Source organism: Rhodococcus sp. 15-725-2-2b (assembly GCF_002259075.1).
Lineage (GTDB): Bacteria > Actinomycetota > Actinomycetes > Mycobacteriales > Mycobacteriaceae > Rhodococcoides.
Genome location: NZ_NPFL01000028.1, coordinates 151,602 through 176,656 on the forward strand (window position 1 = coordinate 151,602; position 25,055 = coordinate 176,656).

Genomic DNA, 25,055 nt, shown 5'->3' on the forward strand with positions numbered 1-25,055 from the left:
CGCAACGCATTCCCGGGTGCGTCGTGGTTCACTCGATGTGGTGTCCAACATAGCTCCGTATCCGTCGAGCGACGCTGCAGCCGGGCTCCTCGACGCGTTACGCGCCCTGCGGCGTGACTCCGGGCCTCTGCCCGGTCTCGCGCCCGACTCCTACGCCCGAGACCACGCCGCTTTCGAGCGACTGTCCGACCAGCGCGGTCTGATCGCCGCGCACCTCGCCGCCCGGCTGGCAGCGATGGGGGATGGACCGATTTCGGTGCTGTCGGTGGGCTGCGGTGACGGGTCGCTCGACGTCCGGCTCGCCGCCGGTCTGGTGGAGCGGCTGTCCGGCGAACCGGTGCGGTACGTGGGTATCGACCCCTGGCCCGGGAGTGTGGAGTTGTTCACCGCCAGGATGGCCGCGCTGACGAACGCCGAGCTCAGCGTCGATGCGCACGTCGCGTCCTTCGGCGACGCCCCGGTCGACGAGACTTTCGACGTCGTGTTGTTCGTGCACTCGATGTACTACGTCGCCGACGTGGGGGCGACGCTGCGAAGCGCTCTCGACTTGCTGCGGCCCGGCGGTGAGCTGTGGGTGGCCGTTGCACCGTCGGCTGCGCTCAACGCTCTGGTGGGCGTTCTCGCCCCGCCGCTGGAGGGTCACCGGCAGTGGTTCAGTGCAGACGTCGAGAAAGCCTTCGTCGACGGCGGGATCGCAGTGGACGACGTGGCCACTCTGGACGCGTTGGTAGACCTCGCCTCTGCCGGCGACGAGGTACTCGACTTCGCAGTGCAGGCCCGGCTGACTCCCGAGTTGTACGGCACCGTGCGGGCCTATCTCGACGCGGTCTCGGTGCCGGGCACCGACGGCAGACTTCGGGTGCCGCACCCGGTCGACGTGTTCGCCGCAACCCGTCGTTGACCGGTCACGCAGGATCTGCGCCGACGATGTGCGGCCCTTCGCCGCGAATGAGCTCCGCGGGCCAGGAAAGTCGCCCCTCGTCCTGACCCACAGCGCGCGAACGGGGGGAATTGCCACCGGAGGCGCAAATCTCCGGTGACATATTGACACGAAGACGTTCCTAGTTGCATGGTGAACTGAGAACGGTGCCGTTCCTGTTTGGTGCCGATGACGGAACGTGGAGGTAAGTCATGGCAACGAACGCGGCACTGATGTCTCGGAAGTGGGTGACGGGGCGGGCGGTCGGTCGCCGGATCGAGGAACTCGACCCGGTTGTGGGCAACGAGGAAGCCACGCATCTGAGCCTCGAAGTGCGTTATGGCGACGCCATTTTCGCCCATGCCGCGTACACCGTGGCATTCGCTCGACAGGTGGCGGTTCCGTCGATCGCGCGAATTCTGTACCGGACCGGTACCGGCGACATGATGCACGACGTGCGCAGACGCAACGACGACACGCTGCTTTTCTTCGGCGAGATGCTCCATCACGGGCATTCCAGCGAATACGGCCGATCGATCATCGACCGCATGGAGCAGATCCACTCGCGGTTCGGTATCACCGACGACGACAAGCTGTACACATTGGGTTCGCTGGCCTTCGAGCCGGACCGCATCGTCGAACATCTCGGGTTGAGCGTCTTCACCGACAACGAGCGTGAAGCGCGTTTTCACTTCTGGCGTCAGGTCGGGGAGTACATGGGCCTCGATGTTCCGCAGACGCGAGAGCGCTTCTTGCGCTGGACCTTCGACTACGAGTCTCGGTACGAGCACACCGACGGTGCCCGCAAGATCGTCGATCAATTGTTCGTCGATTGGCAGGAGCGATGGTTCCCCGGTCGGACGAAGCGCTTCGCCGACGGCATTCTGCTGTCGGTGTTCACCGAAGACCTGCGTGCGATACATCGATTGCCCGAGCCGTCCCGAGGCCATCGGCATGTCGTGCCGCCGGCGATCGGTGCGTACCTGGCATTTCAGGGCGTTCGCCCGCATCGGCCCCACCGATCCTGGTCCGACCACTTCGGAACGCGGCATCCCAAGCCGCTGGACATTCCCACACTCGGCCACCGCAGGGCCGTCGGACGCACCGAGGGCCCGGCACTGGGAAGCCGTTGATGGACAACAGAGTCACGAGGACTCCGATGTACGCACGCGACGAGGCCGAAGTAGTCCCGACCGTCGGGCCCTCCAGTCGTTCGATCCCTCGCACGGCAGTGGACGAATCACGTTGCTCTGACAGATAGTGGTCCGATGGACACGCTGAATCCCGATGTACCCGACGACGTCTTCGCCGACGTGTTGAAGCAGGTCTCGCAGTTCGTGCGGTCGCGTGTCGTCCCGCGCGAACTCGAGATCATGAACACCGATGCCATCCCGGAGGATCTGCGCACGCAGGCTGCCGAGATGGGATTGTTCGGCTATGCGCTTCCGCAGGAGTGGGGTGGGCTGGGCCTGAATCTGATTCAGGATGTCGAGTTCGCGATGGAGCTCGGGTACACCTCGCTGGCGTTGCGATCGATGTTCGGCACCAACAACGGAATTGCCGGGCAGGTGCTGGTGGGATTCGGCACCGAGGAACAGAAGGCGAAATGGTTGCCGGGCATGGCGTCCGGTGACGTCGTTGCCTCCTTCGCGCTGACCGAGGACGGGGCCGGATCCAATCCGGCGGGCCTGAAGACCACCGCGACGGTCGACGGCTCCGGGTGGGTCATCAACGGCAGCAAGCGGTACATCACCAATGCGCCGATCGCGAACATGTTCGTCGTCTTCGCGAAACTGGACCCGAAACCGCTGAGCGGCAACGGTATTGCGGTATTCCTGGTTCCCGCCGACGCTGCGGGAATCGAGGTCGGTGTCAAGGACGCGAAGATGGGGCAGCAGGGATCCGGCACGGCCGACGTGAACTTCACCGACGTACGCGTCGAGGCCGACGCCTTGGTTGGCGGCAACAGCGATGCGGGAGTGGAGCCTGCGGAACGACTCATGATCGATATCGGCTACAAGGCGGCGATGACGTCGTTGGCGCGGGGGCGTGTACATATTGCGGCGCTGGCCGTCGGTCAGGCGCAGCGTGCGCTGGACGAATCGGTCTCGTATGCCGCGGCGTCCACGCAGGGCGGTGAGCCGATCGGGAACTTCCAACTGGTGCAGGCCATGATCGCCGATCAGCAGGTCGGTGTGATGGCGGGCCGGGCCATGGTCCGTGAGGCTGCGCGGGCGTGGGTGCAGGAGACCGATCGGCGTATCGCGCCGTCCGCGGTGAAACTCTTCTGCACCGAGATGGTGGGCAAGGTGGCCGATCTCGCCGTCCAGATCCACGGTGGTGCGGGGTACATGCGTGAGGTTCCGGTCGAGCGCATCTATCGGGATGTGCGACTGCTGCGCCTGTACGAGGGCACGAGCGAAATTCAGCGACTGATCGTCGGTGGCGGCCTGATCCGGGCCGAACAGAAGCGTAACTCGTAAGCGCGGTTCGGCTCGATGGAAATGCTCGGAGGGATACTGGTTTCCATGACTGACGCCACGTCCTTCAGAATTCTTCGCTCCGACCATGTCGGATTCTCTGTCGGGTCGCTCGATGACGCCCTTCGATTCTGGATCGACGGTCTCGGAGCAACCCTCGAACGGACGGCGGAGATGGGCGGGGAATTTCTGGGAGAGGTCACCGGAGCACACGGAGCGGCAGTTCGGATGGCGGTGGTCACCGTTGCGGGTCAGACGATCGAGCTGCTGGAGTACCGCGATATTCGCGGAGAGTCTGGGTCGTCTCGACCCTACGATCCGGGTTTCGCCCACCTTGCTTTCGAGGTCGACGACATCGATGCGGCCCTGACGCGCATAGCGGAGTTCGGGTGGACGGCGCAGGGAACTCCACAACCGATTGCCGGCGGCACCAAGGTGGGCACCCGAGTCATGTACGCAGTGGGCCCGAATGGAGAGACCATCGAATTCATGGAGCCGCCGCGGTGACGATCAGGCAGGTGCGCGCAGGAAGTCAGGTTCCGCAGTAGGTCCGAAAACCGGCACTGAAGTTCTCAGGAGCAGGCAGGGCGTAATCCGCCCGGTCATCGTGTCGGTCGAACGGCGATGTGACGACCTCGAGAAGACGCTCGAAGGGCCCGAGATCGCCGGTCGTCGCAGCCTGGAGCGCAGCGTCGACCAGGTGGTTCCGGGGAATGTATGCTGGGTTGACGCGGTCCATACCGTCGGCGACGGATGAAAAGTCCTGTCCCCGAGCCGAAACCGCAGTCCTCCAACTCTCGAGCCAACTCCTGGAGGCGTCGGGTGGGACGAGGGAGTCGAACGGCACCGAGTTTCCGCGTAGGTTCTCGGCGAGGGCGCGGAAAGTCAGGGTCCAGTCGGCGCGGTGATCCGTGAGCAACCGATGCAGATCGTCGACGAGAGCGCCATCGACTGCACCCTCGTCCAGGCCGAGTTTGGCGGCCATCGCGGCGCCGTAGTGCTGTCGGTAGCGATCCCCGTAGGTGTCCAGGACCGCGGTCAGGGCGGTGATCGCGAGATCGGGAGTCGAATTCACCAGTGGCAGTAGTGTTTCGCCGAATCTCGCCAGATTCCACCCGAGAACGGCGGGTTGGTTGCCGTAGGCGTAGCGGCCACCGTGGTCGATGGAGCTGTACACCGTGGCGGGATCGTAGGCGTCCAGAAAGGCACACGGCCCGTAGTCGATGGTCTCGCCGGAAATCGTCGTGTTGTCGGTGTTCATGACGCCGTGCACGAATCCGACCGACATCCATTGTGCGACAAGGGACGCCTGAGCATCGACGACGGCCTCGAAGAATGCGAGGTAGCGATCCTCGGGTGCTCGCTCGACGAAGTCGGGGTAGTGGCGGGCGATCGCGTAGTCCGCGAGGGTCTGCGCGAGTCCCTCTCGTCGGGCAGCGAACTCGAAGGTGCCCACCCGCAGATGGCTCGACGCGACCCTGGCCAGTACCGCGCCGGGCTGCGGACCTCCCTCTCGCACCACCTGTTCTCCGGTCGTGACGACGGCGAGTGAGCGGGTGGTGGGGATGTGCAGCGCATGCATCGCCTCGCTGATCAGGTACTCGCGCAGCATGGCTGCCACCACCGCACGCCCGTCACCACCGCGCGAGAACGGCGTGGCACCGGAACCCTTGAGATGCAGATCGACCCGACGGCCCTGATCGTCGCGAAGCTCACCGAGCAGCAGCGCTCGGCCGTCCCCCAGCAAGGGCTGGTAGTTGCCGAACTGATGACCCGCGTACGCCATCGCCACGGTGGCGGTCTCGGTCGGAGAAACGGATCCGGACAGCACGCCGGCCCCGTCCGGAGTGCGCAGCGACGCAGGGTCGAGCGCGAGTGACCGGGCCAGGCCGTCGTTGAGAATCAGCACGCGAGGGTCAGGTGCGTGGGCCCCCTGCCACGGCAGGGTGACGCCGGGAACCTCGTCGGCCAACGTCGACTCGAACCCGAATGCGGGCAGGCTCGTGGTCGACACTTCAGGCCTGATGGATTCGCTCATGGTTCAGGGGTACCACGAATCGTGGCACCCAATCCCCGGGGGACTGCAATCCGATGCCGATCAGAGGCGAGAAACCGCTGTCACGCTGGTGTCCTGCTTCCCATCGACGGTCTCGTACCCGGCCGCCGCATCGAAGCGGATGTGAACCCGTCCGTTCTCGTCGTCCACCGACACCCGCGCCCGCACTCGATACACCTCGGCGATGAGTTCTTCGGTCAGCACGTCCGCAGGTGCGCCACCTGCGACGACCTTGCCGTACTGGAGCACGAGCACCTCGTCGCAGAACATCGCGGCCAGATTCAGGTCGTGCAGCGCGACGATGCTGGTGATCGGCAGACGGGCGACGAGGGCCAGCAATTCGAGCTGGTGATGGATGTCGAGGTGGTTGGTCGGCTCGTCCAGCAACATCTCGCGAGGCTGCTGGGCGAGTGCGCGTGCAATGTGCGCCCGCTGCTGCTCACCACCGGAGAGCGTGCGCCACAACCGATCCGCTTTGTCGGTGAGTCCGGTCTGCGCGAGCGCGTCGTCCACTGCGTCGTCGTCGCGGTCGCTACCGCCGAACGCCCCGCGATGGGGGATCCGTCCCAGACGCACGACATCGCCGACCGTCACGTCGACGTCCGTGTGCGCGTGCTGTCCGACGACCGCGACGGCGCGAGCGATGTGCTTGCGTTTGAGCGAACCGAGCTCGGCACCGTCCAACTCGACGACGCCTGAGGTGGGCGACGCGGCCCCGGCCAGCAGGTGGAGCAGCGAGGACTTACCGGAACCGTTGGGCCCCAACAGGCCCACCGTTCGGCCGGGTGCCGGGTGCAGCGTCACTCCGTCGACCACGAGTGCGCCGCCGCGCTTCCAGGAGACGTTCGACGCGTGCAGTGTCATCGAATTCCTCTCTTGCGAGCCATGATTGCGATGAAGGCAGGGACACCGACCAGTGCTGTTCCGACGCCGACCGGCAGTGGGGTCGGGGCGAAGGCGACTCGGGAGACGGCGTCGACCCACACCATGAAGATCGCGCCGATGACGGCAGTGGTGGGCACGAGGCGGCTGTGGTTGGGCCCCACCAACAGTCGCGCCGCGTGCGGAAGAATGAGGCCGACGAAACCGATGGCACCGGCCACGCTGACGAGTGTCGCAGTGATCAGGGCGGTTCCGACGAGCAGTGCCAGGCGCACCTTCTTGACGTCGAAGCCGAGCGAGGACGCCACCGAGTTTCCGAACGCGAATGCGTCGAGCACGTACGCGTAGTAGCAACAGACCACTGCGCCGATACCGGCCACGGTCACACAGAGCACGACGTCGTTCCATCGGACTCCCTCGAACGATCCGAGGAGCCAAAACATCACGCCGCGGGTCTCGTCGGAGTCCGCGAACGCGAAGATCACGAAAGATGTCAGCGCCGAGAACAATTGAGTGGTCGCGACACCGGCGAGGATGACGCGGTCGTTTCCGCTACCGGACATGCGGGCAAGGAAGAGCACCAGCCCGAACGCAACGAGCGCACCGATGAACGCGCCGCCCGACAGACCGAGTGCGGCACCGCCGACACCGAGAACGCCGACCACCACGGCTCCCGTCGACGCACCCGAGGACACCCCGAGCACGAATGGATCCGCCAACGGATTGCGCAGAAGCGACTGCATGATGACGCCGCAGATCCCGAGCCCGACGCCACTGGCCGCAGCGACGAGTGCTCGGGGGAGCCGTTCCTCCCAGACGATCGCGTTCTTCGACACTTTCACCGGCACATCGGTGACGCCGAGATGGTTGAGCACCACATCGCGAACGTTGACCAGCGAGATGTTCGCGGGCCCGAGCGTGATGGCGACGAGAACAGACACCACACACAGCACGACACCGCCCAGCAGAGCCAACCCCCAACGCCACAGGTCGGTGTGCGATCGCTGGGCGGTCCGCCGCGGGGTGATGGTCGCGGTCAGGACGACAGTCCCAGGTCGCGCAGTCCGGCCGACACCTTTTCGACGCCGTCTACGGCCCGGATCGACGGGTTCATCTCCGCGCCGTGCAGCGAGATGTAGCGCTTGTCGCGGACGGCGGCCATCGTGCTGGTGACGGGGTCGGACTCGAGGAATGCGATCTTGTCGGCGAGCAGGTCACCGGGAAAACGGTTGCGGGCCAGATCCCCGAGGACGAGCACCGTCGGGTCTTTGTCGACCACGGTTTCCCACCCGACTGCGGACCAGTCGTCGTCGATCTCCGTGAACACGTTTGTCGTGCCGACGGAATCGGCCAGGAGGTTGGCCGAACCGCGTGTGCCTGCGACGTAGGGGCTCTTGGTGTCCGCGAACCAGAAGGCCACGGACACATCGGCATTTGCGGTTCGCGCGGTGGCGTCGGCCATGCGGGTCTTCAGTTCTTCGACGAATTCGGCACCGCGCTCGTTGACGTCGAAAATCGCCGCGAGTTCGGTGATCTCCTGGTATAGCGACTCCATCGTGAGTGGCGTCGTTCGGGTGTTGCCTCCGTTGACACTGCGGCCGGCGTCGCAGTCGGTGGGGGAAAGATACGTGGCGGCACCGGTTTCGGTGAAGCGCGAACGCTGCGCGACGCCGCCCTGCTCGAAGTGGCGTCCGAACGAGGCGGTGACGAGGTCGGGTTCGGTATCGACCACGACCTCGTAGGTGGGGGCGTTGTCGGCCAGTCGAGGAACCGAGGCGTTCGCGTCGGCGAGGTTCTCGCGGACCGGATCGGTCCAGGACGCGGTGCCCACCATCCGATCCTGCACACCGAGCGAGAGAAGGATTTCGGTGGAGTTCTGGTCGAGTGACACCACTCGCTGCGGGGCGGAGTCGAAGGTGACCGACTCGCCGCAGTTCTCGATCGTCAGCGGATACGACGTCCCTCCGTCGGTGGTCTCCGCGGTGGCGTCGGAGACCTCCTCGGATGCTCCGCAGGCGACGAGCGATCCGATCAGGGCGGCGGCGGCAGCGAGGGTGCCTGCGCGGCGACGAACGTTGAGCACGTGGAATGTCCTTCGGGTTCAGACAGCAACGAGCCGCCGGGGATTGCCCGACGGCGGCACACACCGAGGTATGTGTGAGCACAGGCTAACCTTTGTCTTGCGCCGATGGAAATCGTGGCATTCGATCGGGTCCGAAACGACGTGGTGGGCGGCATACTCGTCCTATGGCCGACTTCAACCAGATGATCATCGACGAGTTCCGGAGCAACGGCGGACACGTGTCGACGGCAGGGTTCGGTGATGCGCTCGTCGTGCTGCACTCCATCGGAGCCAAGAGCGGTGAGATCCGGTTGAACCCACTCATGGCGATTCCGGAGGACGACAGCTGGCTGATCGTGGGCTCGGCAGCCGGCTCACCGAAACATCCTGCGTGGGTGCACAACCTGCGTGCACACCCCGCCATCGACGTCGAGGTTCCCGGCGACGGTGCCGTCCGAACCATCGCGGTGACCGTGTCGGAACTCCCCGACGACGAGTGGGACGCGAACTGGCAGAAGTTCTTGGACGCGTCCGAGGGCTTCGCGAAATACGTCGAGACGGCGGAGGGTCGTCGGTTCCCGATCTTTCGGTTGACGCCGGCCTGACTCGATCACGCCGGTGCGGGCGCGGTGCTGATGTCGATCGCCGCGCTCGCGAAGCGCTCGGTTCGACCCAGTCCGCTCGCGGCACAGGCTCACGGCCGCGGAATCTTTGTCGACCTACAGGTGAACAGTCGGTGTGGTTGCGCTTGATTCCGGGTGCCGGTCTCGGTGGACGCCGTGTCGCCGCGCAGCGGATCCGCTGCCGCGCATGCCCGGGGGCACCGGAATTGTCGCGATAACCGTGGTTTCGCGGGTTTCGGATATCGGTTCGGGACCGTCGGACCGGAAGGTGCCGAATGGCTTCTGTTGGTGCACAATGCTTGTCGAACTGCACTGCTCGACGACGGGGACGAGATATGCACATTGTCGTGGGAACCACGTGTGTCGCCACAGTGGCGGCTCTTCGTCGGTTCGTGTCGCAGGCGTCTGCGCCGTTCGTCGACAGCTCGCGAAACATGATCATCTGCCGAACGTGACCGGCACCGGCACCAGACGGCGTGCTTCCCCTCGGTCGACCCGCGAAAAATCGTCGCGGACAATACTGCAACACAGAAGGATTCGACGTGGCCGCAACCGTGGAGCAAGCCTCCTATGTCTTTCGTGAGTGGCACAAGCGCATCGGGGATCGTGACGCGCCCGCTCTGTCCGAGTTGTACGCCGCAGGTGCGGTTCTCGAAAGCCCCTTGGTTCCGGTGCTGTTCGATCTGCGATCCGGAATAGTCGAAGGACGAATCGCACTCGACAGCTTTCTGCAGGAGACCACCCGACGGCGATCCGACGAGAACGAATCGCCGTCGCCGGACCGCGTGGGCATCTACACGTTCGACGGGCACCGTCTGGTCTGGGAACACCCGCGTCAGACGGCGAACGGCGACAAACTCGATCTCGTCGAGATCGTGGAGCTCGACGGACCCCTCATCTCGAGACATCGAATCTATTGGGATTGGCACGGCATCGGGCGCATCGATCCCGCCGAACGACCTCGAGTCACTCGACGGGATCGAATCGTTCGGAGCTGACGGTGCACTGCGCCGCACGTCGGTGGTGCTCTCCGGGCGCGGCCCTGCTCAGTGGGTGAGGGCCTTCTCGCGGTCGGCAATCCGGGCCGCCAGGGAGGTCGCGAGTTCGGCGACCTCCGCAGCGAGAGCGTCGGGGGTCTTGGTATCGGTTTCGTGCAGGAAAGTCGTCGACCCCACTGTGGCACCGCAGTATTCGACGATACCGCGTTCGATCTGCGTGCGGAATGCGTCGTACACGCCGTGGCGCTCGAAGCTGTCGGCGTCGTCGCCGGCAAGGGAGACCAGGTGGACGGTGAGTCGATCCAGCTTCTTGACGATGCCGTAGTCGGCAGTGAGATCGTAGGCCCATCCGCTGACGAAGACGCGATCGATCCACCCTTTGAGCAGGGCAGGCATGGACCACCAGTACATCGGGAAGACCAGAACCAGGTGATCGGCGCGGTCGATTCTGTCCTGTTCGGCCCGCACGTCCGCGGGCGTGTTTCCCTTTCCCCGAAACAGATCGAGGTCGCCATCGGCGAACCGTGGGTCGAAGTTCTCCGCGGCGAGATCGGCCGTCTCGACGGCGTCACCTGCAGTGCGGATTGCGTCGGTCACGGATCGGACGACGTGGTGGGTCAGTGAGTCGGGGTCGGAATGGGAGACTACGACGAGTGCGGTCATGGCTGGTTCCTTCTGCGAGGCGAAACGGCTATGTACCAACAGTAGGTTACTATTCGTACATAGCGCAAGGAGGTGCCCGATGGCCCGGACGCGACTGTCTCGCTCCGACCGATACGACCAGTTGGTGGCGGTCTCCTGGGCTCTCGTGCGAGCGGAGGGGGCCGACGCTTTGACGCTCGGCCGACTCGCCGAACATGCCGGCGTCGCAAAACCCGTGGTGTACAGCCACTTCGCCTCGCGTGCAGAACTGTTGGCCGCACTGTTCACAGAATTCGACGACCGACAAACGGTCATGCTCGAGGAATCGCTCCGATCCGCGCCCGACTCGTTGAACGGACGTGCACAGGCCATCGCCGACTCGTACGTCGGCTGCGCGTTGGCGCAAGGGCGTGAGCTGACAGGTGTGCTGGCGGCACTGGAGGGCTCGCCCGAACTCGAACAGGTCAAGAGAACGGCCGAACGGGCGTACTCCGAACGATGCCGGTCGATTCTCGACCCGTACAGCGGATCCGGGGGTATCTCGGCACCGTCGATCACCGCTATCTTCGGTGCAGCGGAGGCGCTCTCTCAGGCGGCGGTATCCGGCACTCTCGCACCGGAGGACGCGACCGATGAATTGACCGAGTTGATCATCGCCGTCGTGGGAAAGCTCTGACCCGCAGCTCACTCGGCGATGAACATCGGCCTACCGACAACCGGGTCGGCCACCACTCGGGCGCGGATCTCGAATACGACTTCGAGCAGCGTCGGTGTCACGATGTCGCGCGGATGACCGTCGGCGACGATGACACCATCGCGCATGGCCACGATTCGATCGCAATACCGCGCTGCTTGGTTGAGATCGTGTAGCACCATCACGACGGTCTTCCCCCGATTCGCGACCAGATCGACGACCAGCTCCATCACATCGATCTGATGACGCACGTCGAGGTACGTGGTGGGTTCGTCCAGTAGCAGTACTTCGGTTTCCTGCGCCAAAGCCATTGCTATCCAAGTACGTTGACGCTCCCCGCCGGAGAGCGAATCGACAGTTCGGTCGGCGAGGTGGAGGATTCCGGTCGAGGACATCGCTGTGTGCATGGCCTCGTCGTCGTGCCGTCTGAGCATCGACAGGGCACCGAGCCTCGGGTATCGACCCTGTTCGACGAGCTCTCGGACACGCAGCCCCTGCGGTGCGATTGCGGTCTGGGGCAGGATCGCGAGTCGTCGGGCTGTCTCGATCGACGACCGATCACGAAGAGGGGTGCCGTCCAGCCGTATCTGTCCGTGCCGAGGAGCCAAGACCCTGGCCAAGGCCCCATCAGCAACGTCGACTTGCCCGATCCGTTGGGGCCGACCAACGCGGTGACCGTTCCCTTCTCGATAGCGATGTCGAGGTGCTCCGAGACCGTCCGATTGCGATACCCGAGCCCGAGGTCGACGGCCTCGAGAATCGGTGTGGTGACGTAGCCCGTCATCGGGCGTCCTTTCTGATCAGCCAGATGAGATAGGGAGCGCCTACGAGTGCCGTCACGGCCCCGACCGGAAGCCCTGATACATCCGGTCCGCTGCCTGGGATGTCGATCGACGCGCTGAAGGCGAGTAGGTCTGCGGAGGACAGCAACACGGCACCGCCGATCGCGCTGACCGGAATCAATACTCTGTGGTCGCCGCCGAGCGCGGCCCGCGCGGCGTGAGGCGCGATCAAACCGACGAACGCGACGGCACCCGCGGCCGTGACGGCCGTTGCCGTTGCCAGTACCGCGATGGCGAGCAGCAACATTCGAGTCCTGTGGGGGCGAATCCCGAGGCCGGTGGACGTCGCGTCGCCCAGCATGAGCGCATTGGCGAGTGACGCACATAGAAGCCCGGCCGGTATCAAAACGATTGCCCAGGGCCACAGTCGATTCCAATCGTCGATAGTCCTGGCATTGAGAGAGCCGATCAGCCAGCGAAGGACCACCCCCATCGGTTGGGCATCGACGACGAGCAGCAGTGACGTCACCGCGGACAGGACAGCGCCGATCAGGATTCCCGCGACCGCCAGGGAGCGTCGGCCCAGGAGGTACAGAGCCAGTCCGGCGCCTGCGGCACCGAGTAGTGACGCCAGGGGCGCGGCACCGGAGGCAGGTAGCACCAGAATCGACAACACAACGCCCAGTGCCGCACCGGATCCCACGCCCGTGGTCGACGGTTCGGCCAGGGGATTGCGCATGACCGCTTGCAGCAACACGCCGGCCAGTGCCAGGAGTGCGCCGGCGACCAATCCGACGAGCACCCGTGGAAGGCGGTAGTTCCGGACGATGATCTCGTGTGCCCGTACCTCCGACGTGCCGGTCAGTACTCTGATCACCTCGGCCGCTCCGAGTTCGCTGCGCCCCGAGACGAGGTGAAGTATCACCAGGCCGGCGACGCACGTCATCGCGATCACCACGAGGTGACGAGCCTTCATCGCGTGGCGGCCTGTCTGTGCAGAGCGATCAGCAGTACCGGAACCCCGAGAAGAGTCGTCGTGATGCCTACGGGAATCTCGATCGGATACAGCATGATTCGCGACGCCAGATCGGCGGCAGCGAGCAGGAATGCGCCGATGACGGGCGTGAGCAGAAATACCCGCCGAGAACTGCTCGTGTGCAGAGCCCACCGAGCCAGATGTGGGGACAGCAACGCGACGTAGGCAACCGGACCGCACACCGATGCCACTGCGGCGGTGAGCGCAGCGGCACACACCAGTGCGATCAACCGGGTCGGTACCACGGAGATGCCAAGTCCCGCAGCCACATCGTCGCCGAGTGCAAGGGCAGCGACCCGATGCCGCATGAGCAGAGCGAGCGGGATGAAGACGGCGAGCCAGGGTGCCGCGACACCGAGATGGGTCCACCCCCGCTCACCGAGACTGCCGAGCAGATACCGAAAGAGCAGTGGCAGGTTCCCTTCGGTGCCCAGGCTGACCAGCGCGATGACCAGTCCCGACGCGAGAGCGCTGACCGCAGCGCCGAGCAGTACCACTCGGTGCGGGTCGCTGGTCGGTCCGACGGTGGTGATCACCGCGATGCCGGCGACAGCTGCGCCGCACAATGCCAGATAGGGAAGAGCTGTGAGCGGCAACGGAATGGCAAACACGGCAACGGCCGTCATCGCGACAGCTGCACCGGAGGACACGCCGAGAATCTCCGGACCGGCAATCCTGTTGCGCAGTACATCCTGCATCAATGCGCCAGCCAGGCCGAGGGCCGCACCGCTCACCAGGCCCAACAGCACACGCGGCAGTCGAACGAGCGCAACGTGCCGATGGAGGGCATTCGACGGGTCGAGCACGGCGTGCAGCGCGCGCGCCGGATCGAGAGTCGGCTCACCCAGGCACAGGGCCAGCACCATCACGGCGACGCAGGCGCAGGTGCCCGCAGCGTGGACCCCTTTATCGGTAATGGTTATCATTTCGGACACATCATTCTGCAAAGGAGTTCCCATGCGCAAGTTGTCCGGCTCTTCTCGATCGTTCGGCGCACTCGCACTCTCGGTGTTCGCGCTCGCAGCCTGCGGTACTGCCGATGCGGGCGACGTCGACGCGGCATCTGCGGTCACGGTCACCGACGACAGCGGGACGGTGATCGAGCTCGATGCACCCGTCGAGCGAATCGCGTGTCTGACGCTCATGTGTGTCGACGCGTTGAAGGAGGTGGGCATGACCCCCGTCGCCTACCGTGAGGAACTCGCGGCCGATCCCCGCTATGCCGGCCCGGATGCCGACATGCGCAAGATCACGGGCGGATTCGGTGAAGAGAGCGTCGAGGACATCGCGCTCTCGGAACCGGACCTCGTCATCGGACTCGGGGGAGTGCAGGACGGGTTGCGCGGTGCCGTCGAGGAAGTGGCACCGATGTACCTGGTGAACCCGACATCCTGGCGGGATTCGGTCGAATTCCTTCGCACCATAGGCCGTGTGACGGACCGGCAGCAGGAGGCGGACGCCGCTGCAGAGGCGTTCACCGCCGAGGTCGACGCGGCCGCGGGGAAGTGGAGTGGCCTCACGACGCTGTCGATGTACGGCGAACCGGGCAGTCTCGGAGTCGATTCCGTCGACACCCCCGTCGGCTCGCTTCTCGCGGAGGTCAGTGACTATCCGTGGCAGGCGGGAACCGATGCCTTCGCGACGGTATCGGTGGAGCAGATCGCGTCGGTGGATCCAGATGTGGTGTTCGCGCAGGCGTTTTCATCGGGCTCCGACAATGAGCCTCTCTCGGACCGGCTGGCGAGCAATCCGTTGTGGTCGGGTGTGGCGGCGGCCCGCAACGATCGGGTGATCGAGGTGGACGCCGGAGTATGGGCGACAGGGCGCGGAACGATCTCGTTGCGCATGGTGCTCGCCACTGTGACCGATGAGCTCGAAAGCTTGTAGTCCTTATTGAAAATCATTATCACTTGACGTAGGGTTGGACACCTCGACGATGTCGAGTCCATGGATCGGTTGCACCGCAACCGATTTGCCCATCGAAGAAGGAGAACCATGAACGACAACGAGCTGTTCCGTTCGATCCAGTCACCGGTATCCCTGGCGACGCACTCCGCGGGCCACAGCAACGCCCTGGTCGAGAATCCCTTCGAGGAAGCCGAGGACTGATCTCGGTGGGGTCTGCACACCACGATGTGCGGGCCCCGGCCGGGCCGTCGCCATGAAACTTGCACCCAGAACCGAACTGTACGAATCCGATTCGGGATTCGTGCTCCGCACCGCCGACGACGAACACTTCGCTCTTGCGCTCGACCGCGACGAATTCGACCAACTGGCACAAGCTTTGGCCGGCTCCGTGGCACCGGTGTCCGCGAAACCGAAGACGGCGCTGTCCGCGCTACTCACCGCAGGCCATGTCGTTCCCGATTCGTCGACCGAGGAGGTTGCGGTGCTCGGCTGCGGCTCTGTCGCGGCTGCGCTGGTGGGAATGCTGGGACGCGTCGGTAAGTCCACAGGGCATGCGGCGACTCGATCGATCTCCGTGAGTGACGACGGCGTCGAGTTTCTGGGGTCCGGTGGGTCGATCTCTTGTTTCCGTGACGGTAATCGTTACGTCGTTGTGCCCGAAGGGGTCCGGCTGACCGATGTGACGATGCGGCGCGCCGCCTCCCGTCGGAACAGGCAACGAATCGAGGACGGCTACGCCCCTCGCGCCGGCGGGCTGCGTCTGATCTCGTCGATCCATCCGGTGTCCGACGCGGCGGCCGAATTCGTGGCGGCTCAGGTTCTGGCGGAGGTCATCGATCCCACGGCCGACCATTGCGTGACGGCGATCGACCTCCGTACGCTCCGGGTGACTCGGCACCCGATTCTGCCTGTACCGGAACCGCCTCGATGACGGGGCGCGAGTACATGATCGGGGGACTTCGTACCTTCGTCGTGAAGGCGCGGAGTCCGCGTGCCGTGCTGTCGATTCGCACTCCGTACAACAGCGAAGCTCACCTCGCCGAGGCTGCGGGCTGGGCCGCGCGCGGATTCACCACCGTCGTCCAGGACGTGCGCGGCCGATACGGCTCCACCGGGTCGTTTCACCCGTATCACGGTGAAGGGGCCGACGGCTTGGCCTGCATCGAGTGGATCACCGCACAAGCGTGGTGGTCGCAGGCCCCCTTCCTGTTCCTCTACGGCACGTCCTACGGAGCGCACTGTGCCACCGAAACGGCTCTCGCTGCAGCTGAAGTCGAGGGAATTGCCGGCGTATCGGTCGTCGTGCCCGCTCTGGGGATGGGGGAGACGGCGCGAAATCGAGACCGGGCCTTCTACCTGCAGTCGCGCCTCGGCTGGTGGTGCGAGCACGGCGATGCTGCCCACTCTCGCGAGAGTTCGGCATCGGCGGATCTGCTGGAGACGCTGCCGGTGTCCGACATCGGAGGCTCGTCGAGCCCCCCGATACCCTCGTGGCTCTCGGTCCTGGAGGCCAGCAGGTCGGATGCGGAACGCAGGAACCACGCCGCAGCACTACACTGTCCGCTGCTGGCGCAGGGTGGGACTGCGGACTGGTTCGGCCAGGACACCGTCGACCTCTGGTCGTCGTGGGGTGGCCCGTCGGCACTCGCCCTCGGACCGTGGGATCACTCGATGCGGGGGTCGGGTCGCGCCGAGCGCATGAGCGCATGGCTGGGTGCGGCGCTCGACGGTCGGCCGTGGACCGGAGCGCAGCTGTACGGACACCCCGGTGGTCCGTTGCGGCTGGAGACGTGGCCCACTGCCCGAGCGACGATCGAGCTGCCCGGTGGCAGCTTCGTCGCAGATCCTCTGCAGCCCTTCCCTTCCTGTACACCCGGCACCGATGTTCGTGGACTGGCGACACGCTCGGATTGCCTTGCCCGTCCGGTGCCGTGGCGAGCCGGAGCCGTTGTCGGAACTCCCGTGGTGCGCGTCGACAGCGGCGACTGCGACCGGCACTGGGGCGCGATACTCGTCGCCCACCGGCGCGGCGGCGAGGTGGAGCAACTGACTCACGGCATGTCCCTCGACTCCGTCGTGCATCTCGCGCCGCTGTCCACACACATTCACGAGGGAGAGGAACTGACACTGATGATCTCGGCCCACGCCTTCCCGCGATATGCCCGCGATCTGCACACCGACGACGATCATCTGTACGGAACCCGAGCGGTGCCGATGCAACGTACCGTGCGCGGCATCGAGTTGGAGATGCCTGTATGAGCGATGTCTCCTTCCGCGTAGACGATCTGGTCGACCCCTTCACCGGATTGATCCGTGCGCTGCATCCGGTCGAGAGGCTCGACGGGATGCCGGAACGGTACGTCGGACTGACGGCGGAGATCGCCGATACCCGTGCGCTCGGACAGTGGCCGTGCGACTTGGTGTCGCTCGGTACCACCTTCGCGGATCCCGCAGGGGCCCGTATTGCGGCGATCGGCGAGGCAGTGGAACGGTACTGCGGAAACTACGTACCGAACACGCTGCGCTACGCAACTCCCGCAGAACTGCGCGCCGAGGGTGTTCGCCATTGGGGGATCGAGACATTCGAGTTCTTCGCGCCCTGGCAGCTGAACTCTGAAGGCTTTCCGTTCGAGCGTTTCACCGAGAACTCACGAGTCGCCTGGGTCGACGGGACATCGGACGACGGGGCGTGTGTCGCAGTTCCGGCCTCGTACGTGTACCTCAACTGGCGCGGCGGATCTCGCAGGAAGGACCCGTGGATTCATCATCTGAACTACGCCGGCATCGCCACCGGACAGGGGCTCGACGACGCGGCCACACGTGGACTGCTCGAGCTCGTGGAGCGAGATTCGCTGTCGCTGTGGTGGCACTTGAACCTGCCTGCGCGGGGTATAGATCCGGCATCGGTGCCTGGACTCACGGCAGACCTCGGCGATTCACGACTGCGGTGTCATCTCCTCGAGCTGCCATCGTACTTCGGAGTTCCGGTGGTAGCGGCCGTTGTTCACGATCTCGAACTCGGAATCGTCGCAGGCGGCTTCTCGGCGAAGCTGGACCCGGTCGAGACGGCACGCAAGGCCGTTCTCGAAGCGATCCACAGTTGGGTCTTCACCCGAGGGCTGGTCGAGGCAGACGGCTGGGTGTTCGGGTCGATGCGCGCCGGGGTGCTGTCGCCGGGTCTCTACCTGGACCACCGCGTCGATCGCAGCTACCTCGATGCCGCCGGAGCGCGCAGTGAACACGTCCGCGACCTGGGCGCACAAGCCCAGGTGTGGCTCGACCCCCGTACTCAGGCCGCGTATCTTCCCCGCTTCACGAATCCGGCGGAGACGGTATCGATAGACGAGCTTCCTCGCGGCACCGCCGACGGTATCCGGAGCGCGCTCGCGGTAGCGGGCCACGAGGTGGTCGTCTGCGACATCACCACCTCGGACGTGGCGTCGACGCCACTGAGGGTGGCCCGGGTCTGTGCCTCTGGCTTGATTCCCAACGCCCCGGCCGCATTTCCCTACTTCGGGCTACCCCGATGGCGCGACATCGCTCGGCGGCACGCGCCCGATTGCGACCCGACCGATCCGAACACGCTGCTGCTCGCTCCGCCTCCGAGCCTGTGACCGCCTTTCGACGCTTCGTCCTTGCGCGTGCAGTCGCCTGGATCGGCAACGCGATGTCCACGGTGGCCGTGCCGATGCTGGTCTATCAGCTGAGCGGCTCGCCGCTCCTCTCCGGTGTCGCCTTCGCAGTGGAGTCGTTGCCCTACCTGATGTTCGGACTGATCGCAGGTGCTCTCGCCGACAGGTACGACCGGCGCGCAGTCCTGCTCGCCGCTCAACTCGGCAGTGCTCTCGCTCTGGCCAGTATTCCGGCGGCCCACATGATCGCGTCGGTGACCGTTGCACACCTGATGATCGTTGCGTTCGCCGTGTCGACGCTGTTCGTCTTCTTCGATGCAGCGTCCTTCGGCGTCGTACCGGCCTTGGTGGGACGCCATCGAATCGCGGACGCGACAGGCACACTGGTCAGCGTCGGGACGGTGATCGGGATCGCGGGCCCGTTGCTCGGTGGTATCGCCGCGACGACGCTGGGGCCGCCGGGTGCCATCGCGATCGACGCACTGTGCTTTCTCGTCGCGACGGTGGTCACCTCGACGATCGCGATACCCGTGAGCGCCGCGTCGGCTCGGGGCGGTTCCGATCTCGGCAGGTCGATCGTCGAGGGTGTGGCATTCATTCGGCGGCACCGCGTGGTGCGGGCACTGACTGCGGTCGGCGTCGGGGTGAGCATCGCCAACGGTGTGGTGGTGGGACTGATGGTGGTCGTCGGCGTTCGGCAGCTCGGTCTCGCCGCCGAGGATGCGAGAATCGGATCACTTTATGCAGCAACGGCTCTCGGAGCATTCCTCATCAGTCTGGTCAGTGCACGAATTCAACGGGTGCTCGGGACCGGCGTGATCACGTGCCTCGGCTTGGTGGTGGCCTTCCTGTCGATGCTGGCGTGGTCCGTCACGGGCGCACTCGCTGTGTCTCTACTGCTCCTGATCGTCTATCAGGCCGCCAACACCATGATCGTCGTCAACGGCATCGTGGTTCGTCAGTCCGTCACGCCCGACCACCTGCAGTCCCGGGTGAACACCACGGCGCGGATGATCGCGATGGGTGGAACTCCCTTCGGAGCTGCGGCAGGCGGCGCCGTTGCCGATATGTTCGGCGTGACCGCGGCCGTCGTGCTCGGAGCGGGCGCGCTCGCTCTTGCGGGGGCGGTAGCCCTGCGGCTCGGGGTGCCGCGGCTACCGTTGCTCGCCGTCCTCGCCGAGTCAGCCGAGCGCGAAAGCCAGTAACGGAACGGACAGTCGGTCCAGGCGGAGCAAGTGCGAGAGCTCTTCGTCGTAGAAGCCCGAGATTGCACAGCACGCCGATTCGAGTGCAGTCGCGACCAAATACAGGTTCTGTGCGGCGATGCCGGCGTCGATGTGAAGGGTGCGATAGTGGCGTTCGCTGTATTTGATCAGGGTTCGGTCGAGGCGTCCGACGAGAATCACGACGAAGGGTGCCCGCTGCGCGAATTGTGGCTGCACGAGGCATGATTCGAGTGCGTCGACGCACGGTCCGGTGCCGGTTCTGCTCAGAACGTGTCGATGTGGATCGAAAAGGTAGGTCCCCGGACCGATCTCACCTGTACCGCGGAGGACCACGAGATGAAGGTCGATCGAATCGAGACCGCCTGCCGTCGGATTCATCCGGAAGGTGTGTGGCCTGCCGTCCGGCCGCTCGGTAGTTCGACCGGGCCCCGCTGCCGACCGGAGAAGAGTCGAGAGCCGCAGCGCGTCCATGTCCGCGAATCGGTAGTGCGACCGGCGGTCGCGCAGTGCTGTGCGGAGCGGCATCGGTGGGAGTGGCGGCGGCGACGGCAGAACACATGTCCCGTTGGCTGCGGGGACGGTCGGAAGGCCCGATCCGGTGCCGCGATCGACGAGGCGTCGGTGCACATCATGGACGCGCGCAACCGTGGAATCGAACGAATCTTCGGCCATGGAGCTGGACCCTAATCCAATACGGTAATCAGTGTCGATAAGGCGTCGAATGTTTCGATCGGCGGCCGTTCCTACGGGCGGTGCACGGCGGGGAATCGGTTGCGCAACGCATCGAGCTGGCGGTGCAGCTCGTAGAGCGACTGCTTCTGAGTCTGCGCCTCGTCGCTGTGCCACACGTGGCTGCGGGAATCGCCGACGCGCAGGGCTTTGCGGGCGAGTTGCTCGGAGTCCTCGATGCGACTCGACGCGGCCGCGATCTCGGCGGTCAGCATGTCGGCGAACACCCTCGCCTGAGCCGCGTCCGAATTCTCTGCCATGTGCGACCACTCTCGATCTCGCGGCTCGACCGTTGATCGTTCGAGTACCGATGATCAGGATAACCAACTGTAAAAAGACCGCTGGACCGGCTTTGGTGTAACGGAAGCGTCGCTGCCGTGCCCGAACTACTACTCGGTGTAGTCGGTAGTAAGCTCCCGTCCATGTCCGAGCCGACGGAAGGATTCGCGCCTCTGCGCGGTGCCTCCGTGGGCGGACTCTCGGCGCTGGTCACCGCCTGGGCGCACACCGTCGGCGGCGGGATGGCCCCGTCCGATGCGGCGATCGTGCTGCTGGCGCTGGTGTGCTCGGCCGTCGGATACGCAACCGCGGTGGCACCGACGGGGGCTGCACCGCGCACTCGACTGCTGGTCGTTCTCGCTGCGGCCCAGTCGATCGGCCATCTACTGCTCACCGTCGTCGACAGTCACCATCACGGTCCCATGATCACCGAGCAGATGTTCGCGGCCCACGTGGTCGCCATCCTGGTCGGTGCCCTGGCCATCAGGGGTGCAGAACTCGGCATCCGACGCGCGGTGACCTCGCTGGGCAGGGCTCTCCCACTACTGGCCGCCCTCGTCGTCGACGACAAGCGCATCGCCCCGCCACTGCCGGTGTACCGGATTCCGGGATCACCGCGACTTCTCGACCTTTCTGGCTGCGGAAACCGCGGGCCACCGGCTCGAACTGCCTGAGCACAACCCACCGTCACACCCGCCCTGCTCGTCAGGCGTCGGGTAGTGCGTTGTTGCCGCATTCGATCCTGTACTTCGCACTGTCGTCGATTCGCGCCGTCCGCGCACGGCTCGATCCGTCGTGCGATGCCACCTCGCGCACATCCGCGCGCCCAGTCATGCCTTCACGAAAGAAGTCCTCGTGTCCACACCGGAAATGGAACGCGTCGCCGATCCTTCCCCTCCCACCCGTCCGACCAGCCCCCGCAGTTGGCGTCCGCTGATCCTGCGGCTGCACTTCTATGCGGGCATCCTCGTCGCACCGTTCATCCTGATCGCCACCATCAGCGGCGGGCTGTACGCCGTCGCACCGACCATCGAACAACTCCTGTATCGGGACTACCTGCACGTCGACCCCACCGGCCCGGCCGTACCGGTGGCGGATCAGATCCGAGCTGCGCAGGCAGAACAACCCGACCTCACCGTCGCCGCAGTGCGACCGGCCACCGACTCCGGCGACACCACCCGGGTGATGTTCACCGACCCCTCCCTCGGTGAATCGAAGCGGCTGGCCGTCTTCGTCGATCCCTCGACCGCGACGTCCGTGGGCGAGTCGACGGTGTACGGCTCCTCCGGCGCGTTACCTCTACGCACCTGGATTTCCGAACTCCACCGCCACCTGCACCTGGGTGAGCCCGGTCGGCTCTACAGCGAACTCGCCGCATCGTGGCTGTGGGTGATCGCGCTCGGCGGGCTCTACCTGTGGGTCGAGCGCTACCGGCGCAACCGCGACAAAACCAGGCTGCTGACCTTCGATCGAAAATCCAAAGGCCGCAACAGGTCTTTGAACTGGCATGGTGTGGCGGGCATCTGGATCGCCGTCGGTCTGGTATTTCTCTCCGCCACCGGACTCACGTGGTCCACCTACGCGGGGGAGAACGTCACCGAGCTGCGTTCGGCATTGAGCTGGACCACACCCGCCATCACCGAGACCATCGGCTCTTCCGACGCCGCGACGCCCGATCATTCCGGTCACGGCGGGCATTCGATGGACATGGCGGCCGACGCGTCGACGACGAACAACAATGTCGGACGCATCGATTCGGTCCTCGACATCGCGAAGGCCAACGGTATCGACGGGGCCGTGGAGGCGTCGATCCCAGCGTCGGACGACGCAGCGTTCGTCGTCGCCGAAACCCGTCAGCCCTGGCTGATGTCGAACAATTCCATCTCGATCGACGGCAGCACCGGCACGGTTGTCGACACCCTGTACTTCTCCGACTGGCCGCTCGCGGCCAAGCTGGCTGCCTGGGGTATTCAACTGCACATGGGAACGCTGTTCGGTGTGGCCAATCAGCTGGCCCTGCTCGCACTTTCAGTTGCGCTGGCATCGGTCATCGTGCGCGGCTACATGATGTGGTGGAAGCGCCGGCCTACCAAGGCAACCGGTCTCACTGCGGGCCGGCCACCTCTGCGCGGCGGTCTTCGCCGTATCTCGCCGATCTCCGTCGCCGTCTTGGCGGTCGTCGCCGTCGCAGTCGGCTGGTTCGTCCCACTCCTCGGGCTGAGCCTGGTGGCCTTCCTCGCTGTCGACGTCGTGCTCGGCTCGATTCGTCGAGCTCGGACCAGAGCCGCCAAATCCGCTGCTTCCCAACATGAAAGCGAACTCGCATGAATATCACCCGTCGCACCTCGACGCTGGTGACCGCGCTGTCGGTCACCGGCCTGATGCTCACCGGATGCTCGAGCACCCAGCCGGCCGCCGCGGCGAAGGAGTCCGATTCCGTCGTCGTTCGCGAACAATGGGTCAAAGCCGCCGACTCCGGTATGACCGCGGCGTTCGCCGAATTGCAGAACACCGGCGACGCCGACGTGCACGTGGTCGGTGCGTCGTCGCCGGCGTCGAGCACAATGGAACTGCACGAGATGGCAACCGGGGCCGACGGAGCGATGGTGATGCGTCCGAAGGAGGGCGGCTTCGTCATTCCGGCGGGCGGCACGCACGTGCTCGCCGCGGGCGGCGACCACCTGATGCTCATGGACGTCACATCTCCGCTGACGCCAGGAGCCGACGCAGAGTTCACCCTCGAGTTCGAGGATGCGTCGACTGCGACGTTCACCGCCCAGGTCAGGGACTTCTCCGGGGCCCAGGAGAACTACGAGCCCGGCACCATGGGCATGAACACGGACGGGTCGGCAACCCCTGCCCCGACACCCGGTGGCTGACAACGACAACCGGTCACCACGCTCGCTGAGCCGGCGACGTCTCCTCGGTGGAGGCGTCGCCGCGCTCGGCGTCGCGGGCGTGGGAGCAGCGACCGGTTACGGAGTCTTCGGCAACCATGCGGCCGAGACGACCACCGGAGGTGACACGGTGCCGTGGCGTGGCCTGCATCAAGCGGGCATCGATACGGTTCCGCCGCAGGCACACTCGACGTTCGTCGGTCTGAATCTGCAGGATCGTGTCGGACGCGACGAGCTGATCGGGATTCTGAAGGTCTGGACCGAGGACATCGGACGGCTCACTGCCGGCGCACCCGCGCTGGCCGATACCGAGGCGGAATTGGCACTTCGGCCGGCGCGTCTGACGGTGACGGTCGGACTCGGCCCCGGTGTGTTCGATGCGATCGGTCTGCCGGATCGGCGCCCAACGTGGCTGGCGCCGCTTCCTGCGTTCGGAATCGACCGTCTGGAACCGGGATTCACCGGTGGAGATCTGTTGCTGCAGGTGTGCTCGGACGATCCTGTGACCGTTGCGCACGCAGTGCGGGTACTCACCAAGAATGTTCGATCGTTGGTGACGATCGCCTGGATGCAGCGCGGGTTCCGCCGTTCGCGGGGAACCGAGGAATCGGGCAACACGATGCGCAATCTGATGGGCCAGGTCGACGGCACGGTCAATCCGGCGGCCGGAAGTACGGACTTCGACGGTCTGGTCTGGGACGACGGCAGCGAGCAGCCCTGGATGCAGCACGGAACGTCGATGGTGTTGCGGCGCATTCGAATCGAGATGGATACCTGGGACGAATTGGACCGACCCGGCCGCGAGTTGTCGGTGGGGCGAACTCTCGACACCGGTGCGCCGTTGACCGGAACCGACGAGTTCGACGAGGCCGATTTCGACGTGACCGATCGATTCGGCATTCCGGTCATCCCACCGTCCTCGCACATCGCTCGGGCGCGGCACACTCACGACGGCGAGCGAATCTTCCGGCGGGCGTACAACTACGACGACCCACCTGCTCCCGGTTCGGTGTCGAACTCCGGGCTGCTGTTCGCGAGCTATCAGCGCGATGTGCTCACCCAGTTCCTCCCGATTCAGCGGCGCCTCGACGAATTCGATGCGCTCAACGAATGGACGACACCCATCGGGTCCGCGGTGTTCGCCGTGCTGCCGGGAGTGGTCGACGACGGCTATCTGGGCCGGAGTCTGCTCGAGTGACGGCCCGACACA

The 25,055-nt window shown here is 65.3% G+C and carries 28 protein-coding genes and 1 pseudogene; 17 read left to right on the plus strand and 12 right to left on the minus strand.

Annotation, left to right across the window (positions count from 1 at the left end; all coding sequences use genetic code 11):
• Positions 1-40: 40 nt before the first annotated feature.
• The 4 genes from CH306_RS28485 to CH306_RS28500 all read left to right on the plus strand — a co-directional run bounded on the left by CH306_RS28485 (position 41) and on the right by CH306_RS28500 (position 3,906).
• Positions 41-901, plus strand: a complete 861-nt coding sequence (locus CH306_RS28485; RefSeq protein WP_143545430.1) for a class I SAM-dependent methyltransferase — start codon at positions 41-43, stop codon at positions 899-901.
• 230 nt (positions 902-1,131) lie between these two features.
• Entirely contained in the window at positions 1,132-2,052 is a 921-nt protein-coding gene (locus tag CH306_RS28490) for an oxygenase MpaB family protein (protein WP_094648485.1), read from the plus strand.
• 135 nt (positions 2,053-2,187) lie between these two features.
• The gene (locus CH306_RS28495) at positions 2,188-3,402 is read left to right on the plus strand and encodes an acyl-CoA dehydrogenase family protein (RefSeq protein ID WP_094648484.1); all 1,215 of its coding nucleotides are present in this window, start codon (positions 2,188-2,190) and stop codon (positions 3,400-3,402) included.
• 45 nt (positions 3,403-3,447) lie between these two features.
• A complete protein-coding gene (locus CH306_RS28500; RefSeq protein ID WP_094630451.1) occupies positions 3,448-3,906 on the plus strand; it encodes a VOC family protein in 459 nt (152 codons plus the stop codon).
• A gap of 25 nt (positions 3,907-3,931) precedes the next feature.
• On the opposite strand, the gene CH306_RS28505 is transcribed toward CH306_RS28500, so the two are convergent.
• The 4 genes from CH306_RS28505 to CH306_RS28520 form a co-directional block, all read right to left on the minus strand.
• A complete protein-coding gene (locus CH306_RS28505; RefSeq protein WP_094648483.1) occupies positions 3,932-5,437 on the minus strand; it encodes a protein adenylyltransferase SelO in 1,506 nt (501 codons plus the stop codon).
• Positions 5,438-5,497: 60 nt separating this feature from the next.
• Complete coding sequence (locus CH306_RS28510; protein WP_094648482.1) at positions 5,498-6,319, minus strand: ABC transporter ATP-binding protein; 822 nt, start codon at positions 6,317-6,319, stop codon at positions 5,498-5,500.
• The gene (locus CH306_RS28515) at positions 6,316-7,281 is read right to left on the minus strand and encodes a FecCD family ABC transporter permease (protein WP_032396341.1); all 966 of its coding nucleotides are present in this window, start codon (positions 7,279-7,281) and stop codon (positions 6,316-6,318) included. The genes CH306_RS28510 and CH306_RS28515 overlap by 4 nt, the downstream gene beginning before the upstream one ends.
• A gap of 92 nt (positions 7,282-7,373) precedes the next feature.
• Complete coding sequence (locus CH306_RS28520; RefSeq protein WP_094648481.1) at positions 7,374-8,420, minus strand: ABC transporter substrate-binding protein; 1,047 nt, start codon at positions 8,418-8,420, stop codon at positions 7,374-7,376.
• A gap of 164 nt (positions 8,421-8,584) precedes the next feature.
• On the opposite strand from CH306_RS28520, the gene CH306_RS28525 reads away from it, so the two are divergent.
• Positions 8,585-9,004: a nitroreductase/quinone reductase family protein gene (locus CH306_RS28525; RefSeq protein ID WP_045196834.1), complete on the plus strand. Its 420-nt coding sequence runs from the start codon at positions 8,585-8,587 to the stop codon at positions 9,002-9,004.
• 560 nt (positions 9,005-9,564) lie between these two features.
• Positions 9,565-10,020: a hypothetical protein gene (locus tag CH306_RS28530; RefSeq protein WP_094648480.1), complete on the plus strand. Its 456-nt coding sequence runs from the start codon at positions 9,565-9,567 to the stop codon at positions 10,018-10,020.
• A 48-nt stretch (positions 10,021-10,068) separates the two neighbouring features.
• Here the strand turns inward: CH306_RS28530 and CH306_RS28535 are convergent, their stop codons facing one another.
• Complete coding sequence (locus CH306_RS28535; RefSeq protein ID WP_094648479.1) at positions 10,069-10,683, minus strand: NAD(P)H-dependent oxidoreductase; 615 nt, start codon at positions 10,681-10,683, stop codon at positions 10,069-10,071.
• Positions 10,684-10,762: 79 nt separating this feature from the next.
• Between CH306_RS28535 and CH306_RS28540 the strand changes: the two genes are divergently transcribed.
• The gene (locus CH306_RS28540; protein ID WP_094630367.1) at positions 10,763-11,338 is read left to right on the plus strand and encodes a TetR/AcrR family transcriptional regulator; all 576 of its coding nucleotides are present in this window, start codon (positions 10,763-10,765) and stop codon (positions 11,336-11,338) included.
• 8 nt (positions 11,339-11,346) lie between these two features.
• Here the strand turns inward: CH306_RS28540 and CH306_RS28545 are convergent, their stop codons facing one another.
• The 4 genes and pseudogenes from CH306_RS28545 to CH306_RS28555 all read right to left on the minus strand — a co-directional run bounded on the left by CH306_RS28545 (position 11,347) and on the right by CH306_RS28555 (position 14,100).
• Entirely contained in the window at positions 11,347-11,976 is a 630-nt protein-coding gene (locus tag CH306_RS28545; protein ID WP_256981294.1) for an ABC transporter ATP-binding protein, read from the minus strand.
• A 41-nt stretch (positions 11,977-12,017) separates the two neighbouring features.
• Positions 12,018-12,140 (minus strand): annotated as a pseudogene (locus CH306_RS29720) (hypothetical protein); the annotation flags it as partial.
• Positions 12,137-13,114, minus strand: a complete 978-nt coding sequence (locus tag CH306_RS28550) for a FecCD family ABC transporter permease (RefSeq protein WP_094648478.1) — start codon at positions 13,112-13,114, stop codon at positions 12,137-12,139. The gene CH306_RS28550 and the pseudogene CH306_RS29720, both read right to left, overlap by 4 nt.
• Positions 13,111-14,100 (minus strand): FecCD family ABC transporter permease, encoded by a 990-nt coding sequence (locus tag CH306_RS28555; protein ID WP_179272987.1) that lies wholly within the window; start codon positions 14,098-14,100, stop codon positions 13,111-13,113. The genes CH306_RS28550 and CH306_RS28555 overlap by 4 nt, the downstream gene beginning before the upstream one ends.
• Positions 14,101-14,131: 31 nt before the next feature.
• On the opposite strand from CH306_RS28555, the gene CH306_RS28560 reads away from it, so the two are divergent.
• From CH306_RS28560 to CH306_RS28580, 6 genes are all read left to right on the plus strand, one after another.
• Positions 14,132-15,061, plus strand: coding sequence for an ABC transporter substrate-binding protein (locus CH306_RS28560; protein WP_179272986.1), 930 nt, complete (start codon positions 14,132-14,134; stop codon positions 15,059-15,061).
• Between the two features lie 108 nt (positions 15,062-15,169).
• Entirely contained in the window at positions 15,170-15,283 is a 114-nt protein-coding gene (amiA, locus tag CH306_RS29725; RefSeq protein ID WP_254924168.1) for a streptamidine family RiPP, read from the plus strand.
• Positions 15,284-15,335: 52 nt separating this feature from the next.
• Positions 15,336-16,013, plus strand: a complete 678-nt coding sequence (locus CH306_RS28565) for a hypothetical protein (RefSeq protein WP_094648475.1) — start codon at positions 15,336-15,338, stop codon at positions 16,011-16,013.
• A complete protein-coding gene (locus CH306_RS28570; RefSeq protein ID WP_094648474.1) occupies positions 16,010-17,341 on the plus strand; it encodes a CocE/NonD family hydrolase in 1,332 nt (443 codons plus the stop codon). Before CH306_RS28565 ends, CH306_RS28570 begins: the two co-directional genes overlap by 4 nt.
• Positions 17,338-18,696 (plus strand): YcaO-like family protein, encoded by a 1,359-nt coding sequence (locus CH306_RS28575; RefSeq protein WP_094648473.1) that lies wholly within the window; start codon positions 17,338-17,340, stop codon positions 18,694-18,696. Before CH306_RS28570 ends, CH306_RS28575 begins: the two co-directional genes overlap by 4 nt.
• Positions 18,693-19,919, plus strand: coding sequence for an MFS transporter (locus CH306_RS28580; RefSeq protein WP_179272985.1), 1,227 nt, complete (start codon positions 18,693-18,695; stop codon positions 19,917-19,919). Before CH306_RS28575 ends, CH306_RS28580 begins: the two co-directional genes overlap by 4 nt.
• Here the strand turns inward: CH306_RS28580 and CH306_RS28585 are convergent.
• Positions 19,896-20,612 (minus strand): SagB family peptide dehydrogenase, encoded by a 717-nt coding sequence (locus CH306_RS28585; RefSeq protein ID WP_094630376.1) that lies wholly within the window; start codon positions 20,610-20,612, stop codon positions 19,896-19,898. The genes CH306_RS28580 and CH306_RS28585 overlap by 24 nt on opposite strands.
• A gap of 71 nt (positions 20,613-20,683) precedes the next feature.
• Complete coding sequence (locus CH306_RS28590) at positions 20,684-20,929, minus strand: hypothetical protein (RefSeq protein WP_045196818.1); 246 nt, start codon at positions 20,927-20,929, stop codon at positions 20,684-20,686.
• A gap of 162 nt (positions 20,930-21,091) precedes the next feature.
• Here CH306_RS28590 and CH306_RS28595 point away from each other — a divergent pair, with 162 nt between their 5' ends.
• Positions 21,092-21,622 (plus strand): hypothetical protein, encoded by a 531-nt coding sequence (locus tag CH306_RS28595; RefSeq protein ID WP_094648471.1) that lies wholly within the window; start codon positions 21,092-21,094, stop codon positions 21,620-21,622.
• 31 nt (positions 21,623-21,653) lie between these two features.
• Here the strand turns inward: CH306_RS28595 and CH306_RS29730 are convergent, their stop codons facing one another.
• Entirely contained in the window at positions 21,654-21,782 is a 129-nt protein-coding gene (locus CH306_RS29730; protein ID WP_254924171.1) for a hypothetical protein, read from the minus strand.
• Positions 21,783-21,803: 21 nt separating this feature from the next.
• Here CH306_RS29730 and CH306_RS28600 point away from each other — a divergent pair, with 21 nt between their 5' ends.
• Genes CH306_RS28600 through CH306_RS28610 form a run of 3 tightly spaced genes read left to right on the plus strand, consistent with a single transcriptional unit; the run spans position 21,804 to position 25,043 of the window.
• Positions 21,804-23,276: a PepSY-associated TM helix domain-containing protein gene (locus tag CH306_RS28600; protein WP_256981293.1), complete on the plus strand. Its 1,473-nt coding sequence runs from the start codon at positions 21,804-21,806 to the stop codon at positions 23,274-23,276.
• Positions 23,273-23,827 (plus strand): copper chaperone PCu(A)C, encoded by a 555-nt coding sequence (locus tag CH306_RS28605; protein ID WP_094648469.1) that lies wholly within the window; start codon positions 23,273-23,275, stop codon positions 23,825-23,827. The genes CH306_RS28600 and CH306_RS28605 overlap by 4 nt, the downstream gene beginning before the upstream one ends.
• Entirely contained in the window at positions 23,820-25,043 is a 1,224-nt protein-coding gene (locus CH306_RS28610) for a Dyp-type peroxidase (protein WP_094648468.1), read from the plus strand. The genes CH306_RS28605 and CH306_RS28610 overlap by 8 nt, the downstream gene beginning before the upstream one ends.
• Positions 25,044-25,055 lie beyond the last annotated feature (12 nt).

Bases quoted from the DNA above. Each gene is read 5' to 3' on its own strand.
- CH306_RS28590 (WP_045196818.1), bottom strand. From the start codon at position 20,929: ATGGCAGAGAATTCGGACGCGGCTCAGGCGAGGGTGTTCGCCGACATG.
- CH306_RS28505 (WP_094648483.1), bottom strand. From the start codon at position 5,437: ATGAGCGAATCCATCAGGCCTGAAGTGTCGACCACGAGCCTGCCCGCA.
- CH306_RS28560 (WP_179272986.1), top strand. From the start codon at position 14,132: ATGCGCAAGTTGTCCGGCTCTTCTCGATCGTTCGGCGCACTCGCACTC.
- CH306_RS28495 (WP_094648484.1), top strand. From the start codon at position 2,188: ATGGACACGCTGAATCCCGATGTACCCGACGACGTCTTCGCCGACGTG.
- CH306_RS28585 (WP_094630376.1), bottom strand. From the start codon at position 20,612: ATGGCCGAAGATTCGTTCGATTCCACGGTTGCGCGCGTCCATGATGTG.
- CH306_RS28550 (WP_094648478.1), bottom strand. From the start codon at position 13,114: ATGAAGGCTCGTCACCTCGTGGTGATCGCGATGACGTGCGTCGCCGGC.
- CH306_RS28540 (WP_094630367.1), top strand. From the start codon at position 10,763: ATGGCCCGGACGCGACTGTCTCGCTCCGACCGATACGACCAGTTGGTG.
- CH306_RS28570 (WP_094648474.1), top strand. From the start codon at position 16,010: ATGACGGGGCGCGAGTACATGATCGGGGGACTTCGTACCTTCGTCGTG.
- CH306_RS28605 (WP_094648469.1), top strand. From the start codon at position 23,273: ATGAATATCACCCGTCGCACCTCGACGCTGGTGACCGCGCTGTCGGTC.
- CH306_RS28500 (WP_094630451.1), top strand. From the start codon at position 3,448: ATGACTGACGCCACGTCCTTCAGAATTCTTCGCTCCGACCATGTCGGA.
- CH306_RS28565 (WP_094648475.1), top strand. From the start codon at position 15,336: ATGAAACTTGCACCCAGAACCGAACTGTACGAATCCGATTCGGGATTC.
- CH306_RS28510 (WP_094648482.1), bottom strand. From the start codon at position 6,319: ATGACACTGCACGCGTCGAACGTCTCCTGGAAGCGCGGCGGCGCACTC.
- CH306_RS28595 (WP_094648471.1), top strand. From the start codon at position 21,092: ATGTCCGAGCCGACGGAAGGATTCGCGCCTCTGCGCGGTGCCTCCGTG.
- CH306_RS28525 (WP_045196834.1), top strand. From the start codon at position 8,585: ATGGCCGACTTCAACCAGATGATCATCGACGAGTTCCGGAGCAACGGC.
- CH306_RS28575 (WP_094648473.1), top strand. From the start codon at position 17,338: ATGAGCGATGTCTCCTTCCGCGTAGACGATCTGGTCGACCCCTTCACC.
- CH306_RS28535 (WP_094648479.1), bottom strand. From the start codon at position 10,683: ATGACCGCACTCGTCGTAGTCTCCCATTCCGACCCCGACTCACTGACC.
- CH306_RS29730 (WP_254924171.1), bottom strand. From the start codon at position 21,782: ATGACTGGGCGCGCGGATGTGCGCGAGGTGGCATCGCACGACGGATCG.
- CH306_RS28555 (WP_179272987.1), bottom strand. From the start codon at position 14,100: ATGATAACCATTACCGATAAAGGGGTCCACGCTGCGGGCACCTGCGCC.
- CH306_RS28490 (WP_094648485.1), top strand. From the start codon at position 1,132: ATGGCAACGAACGCGGCACTGATGTCTCGGAAGTGGGTGACGGGGCGG.
- amiA (WP_254924168.1), top strand. From the start codon at position 15,170: ATGAACGACAACGAGCTGTTCCGTTCGATCCAGTCACCGGTATCCCTG.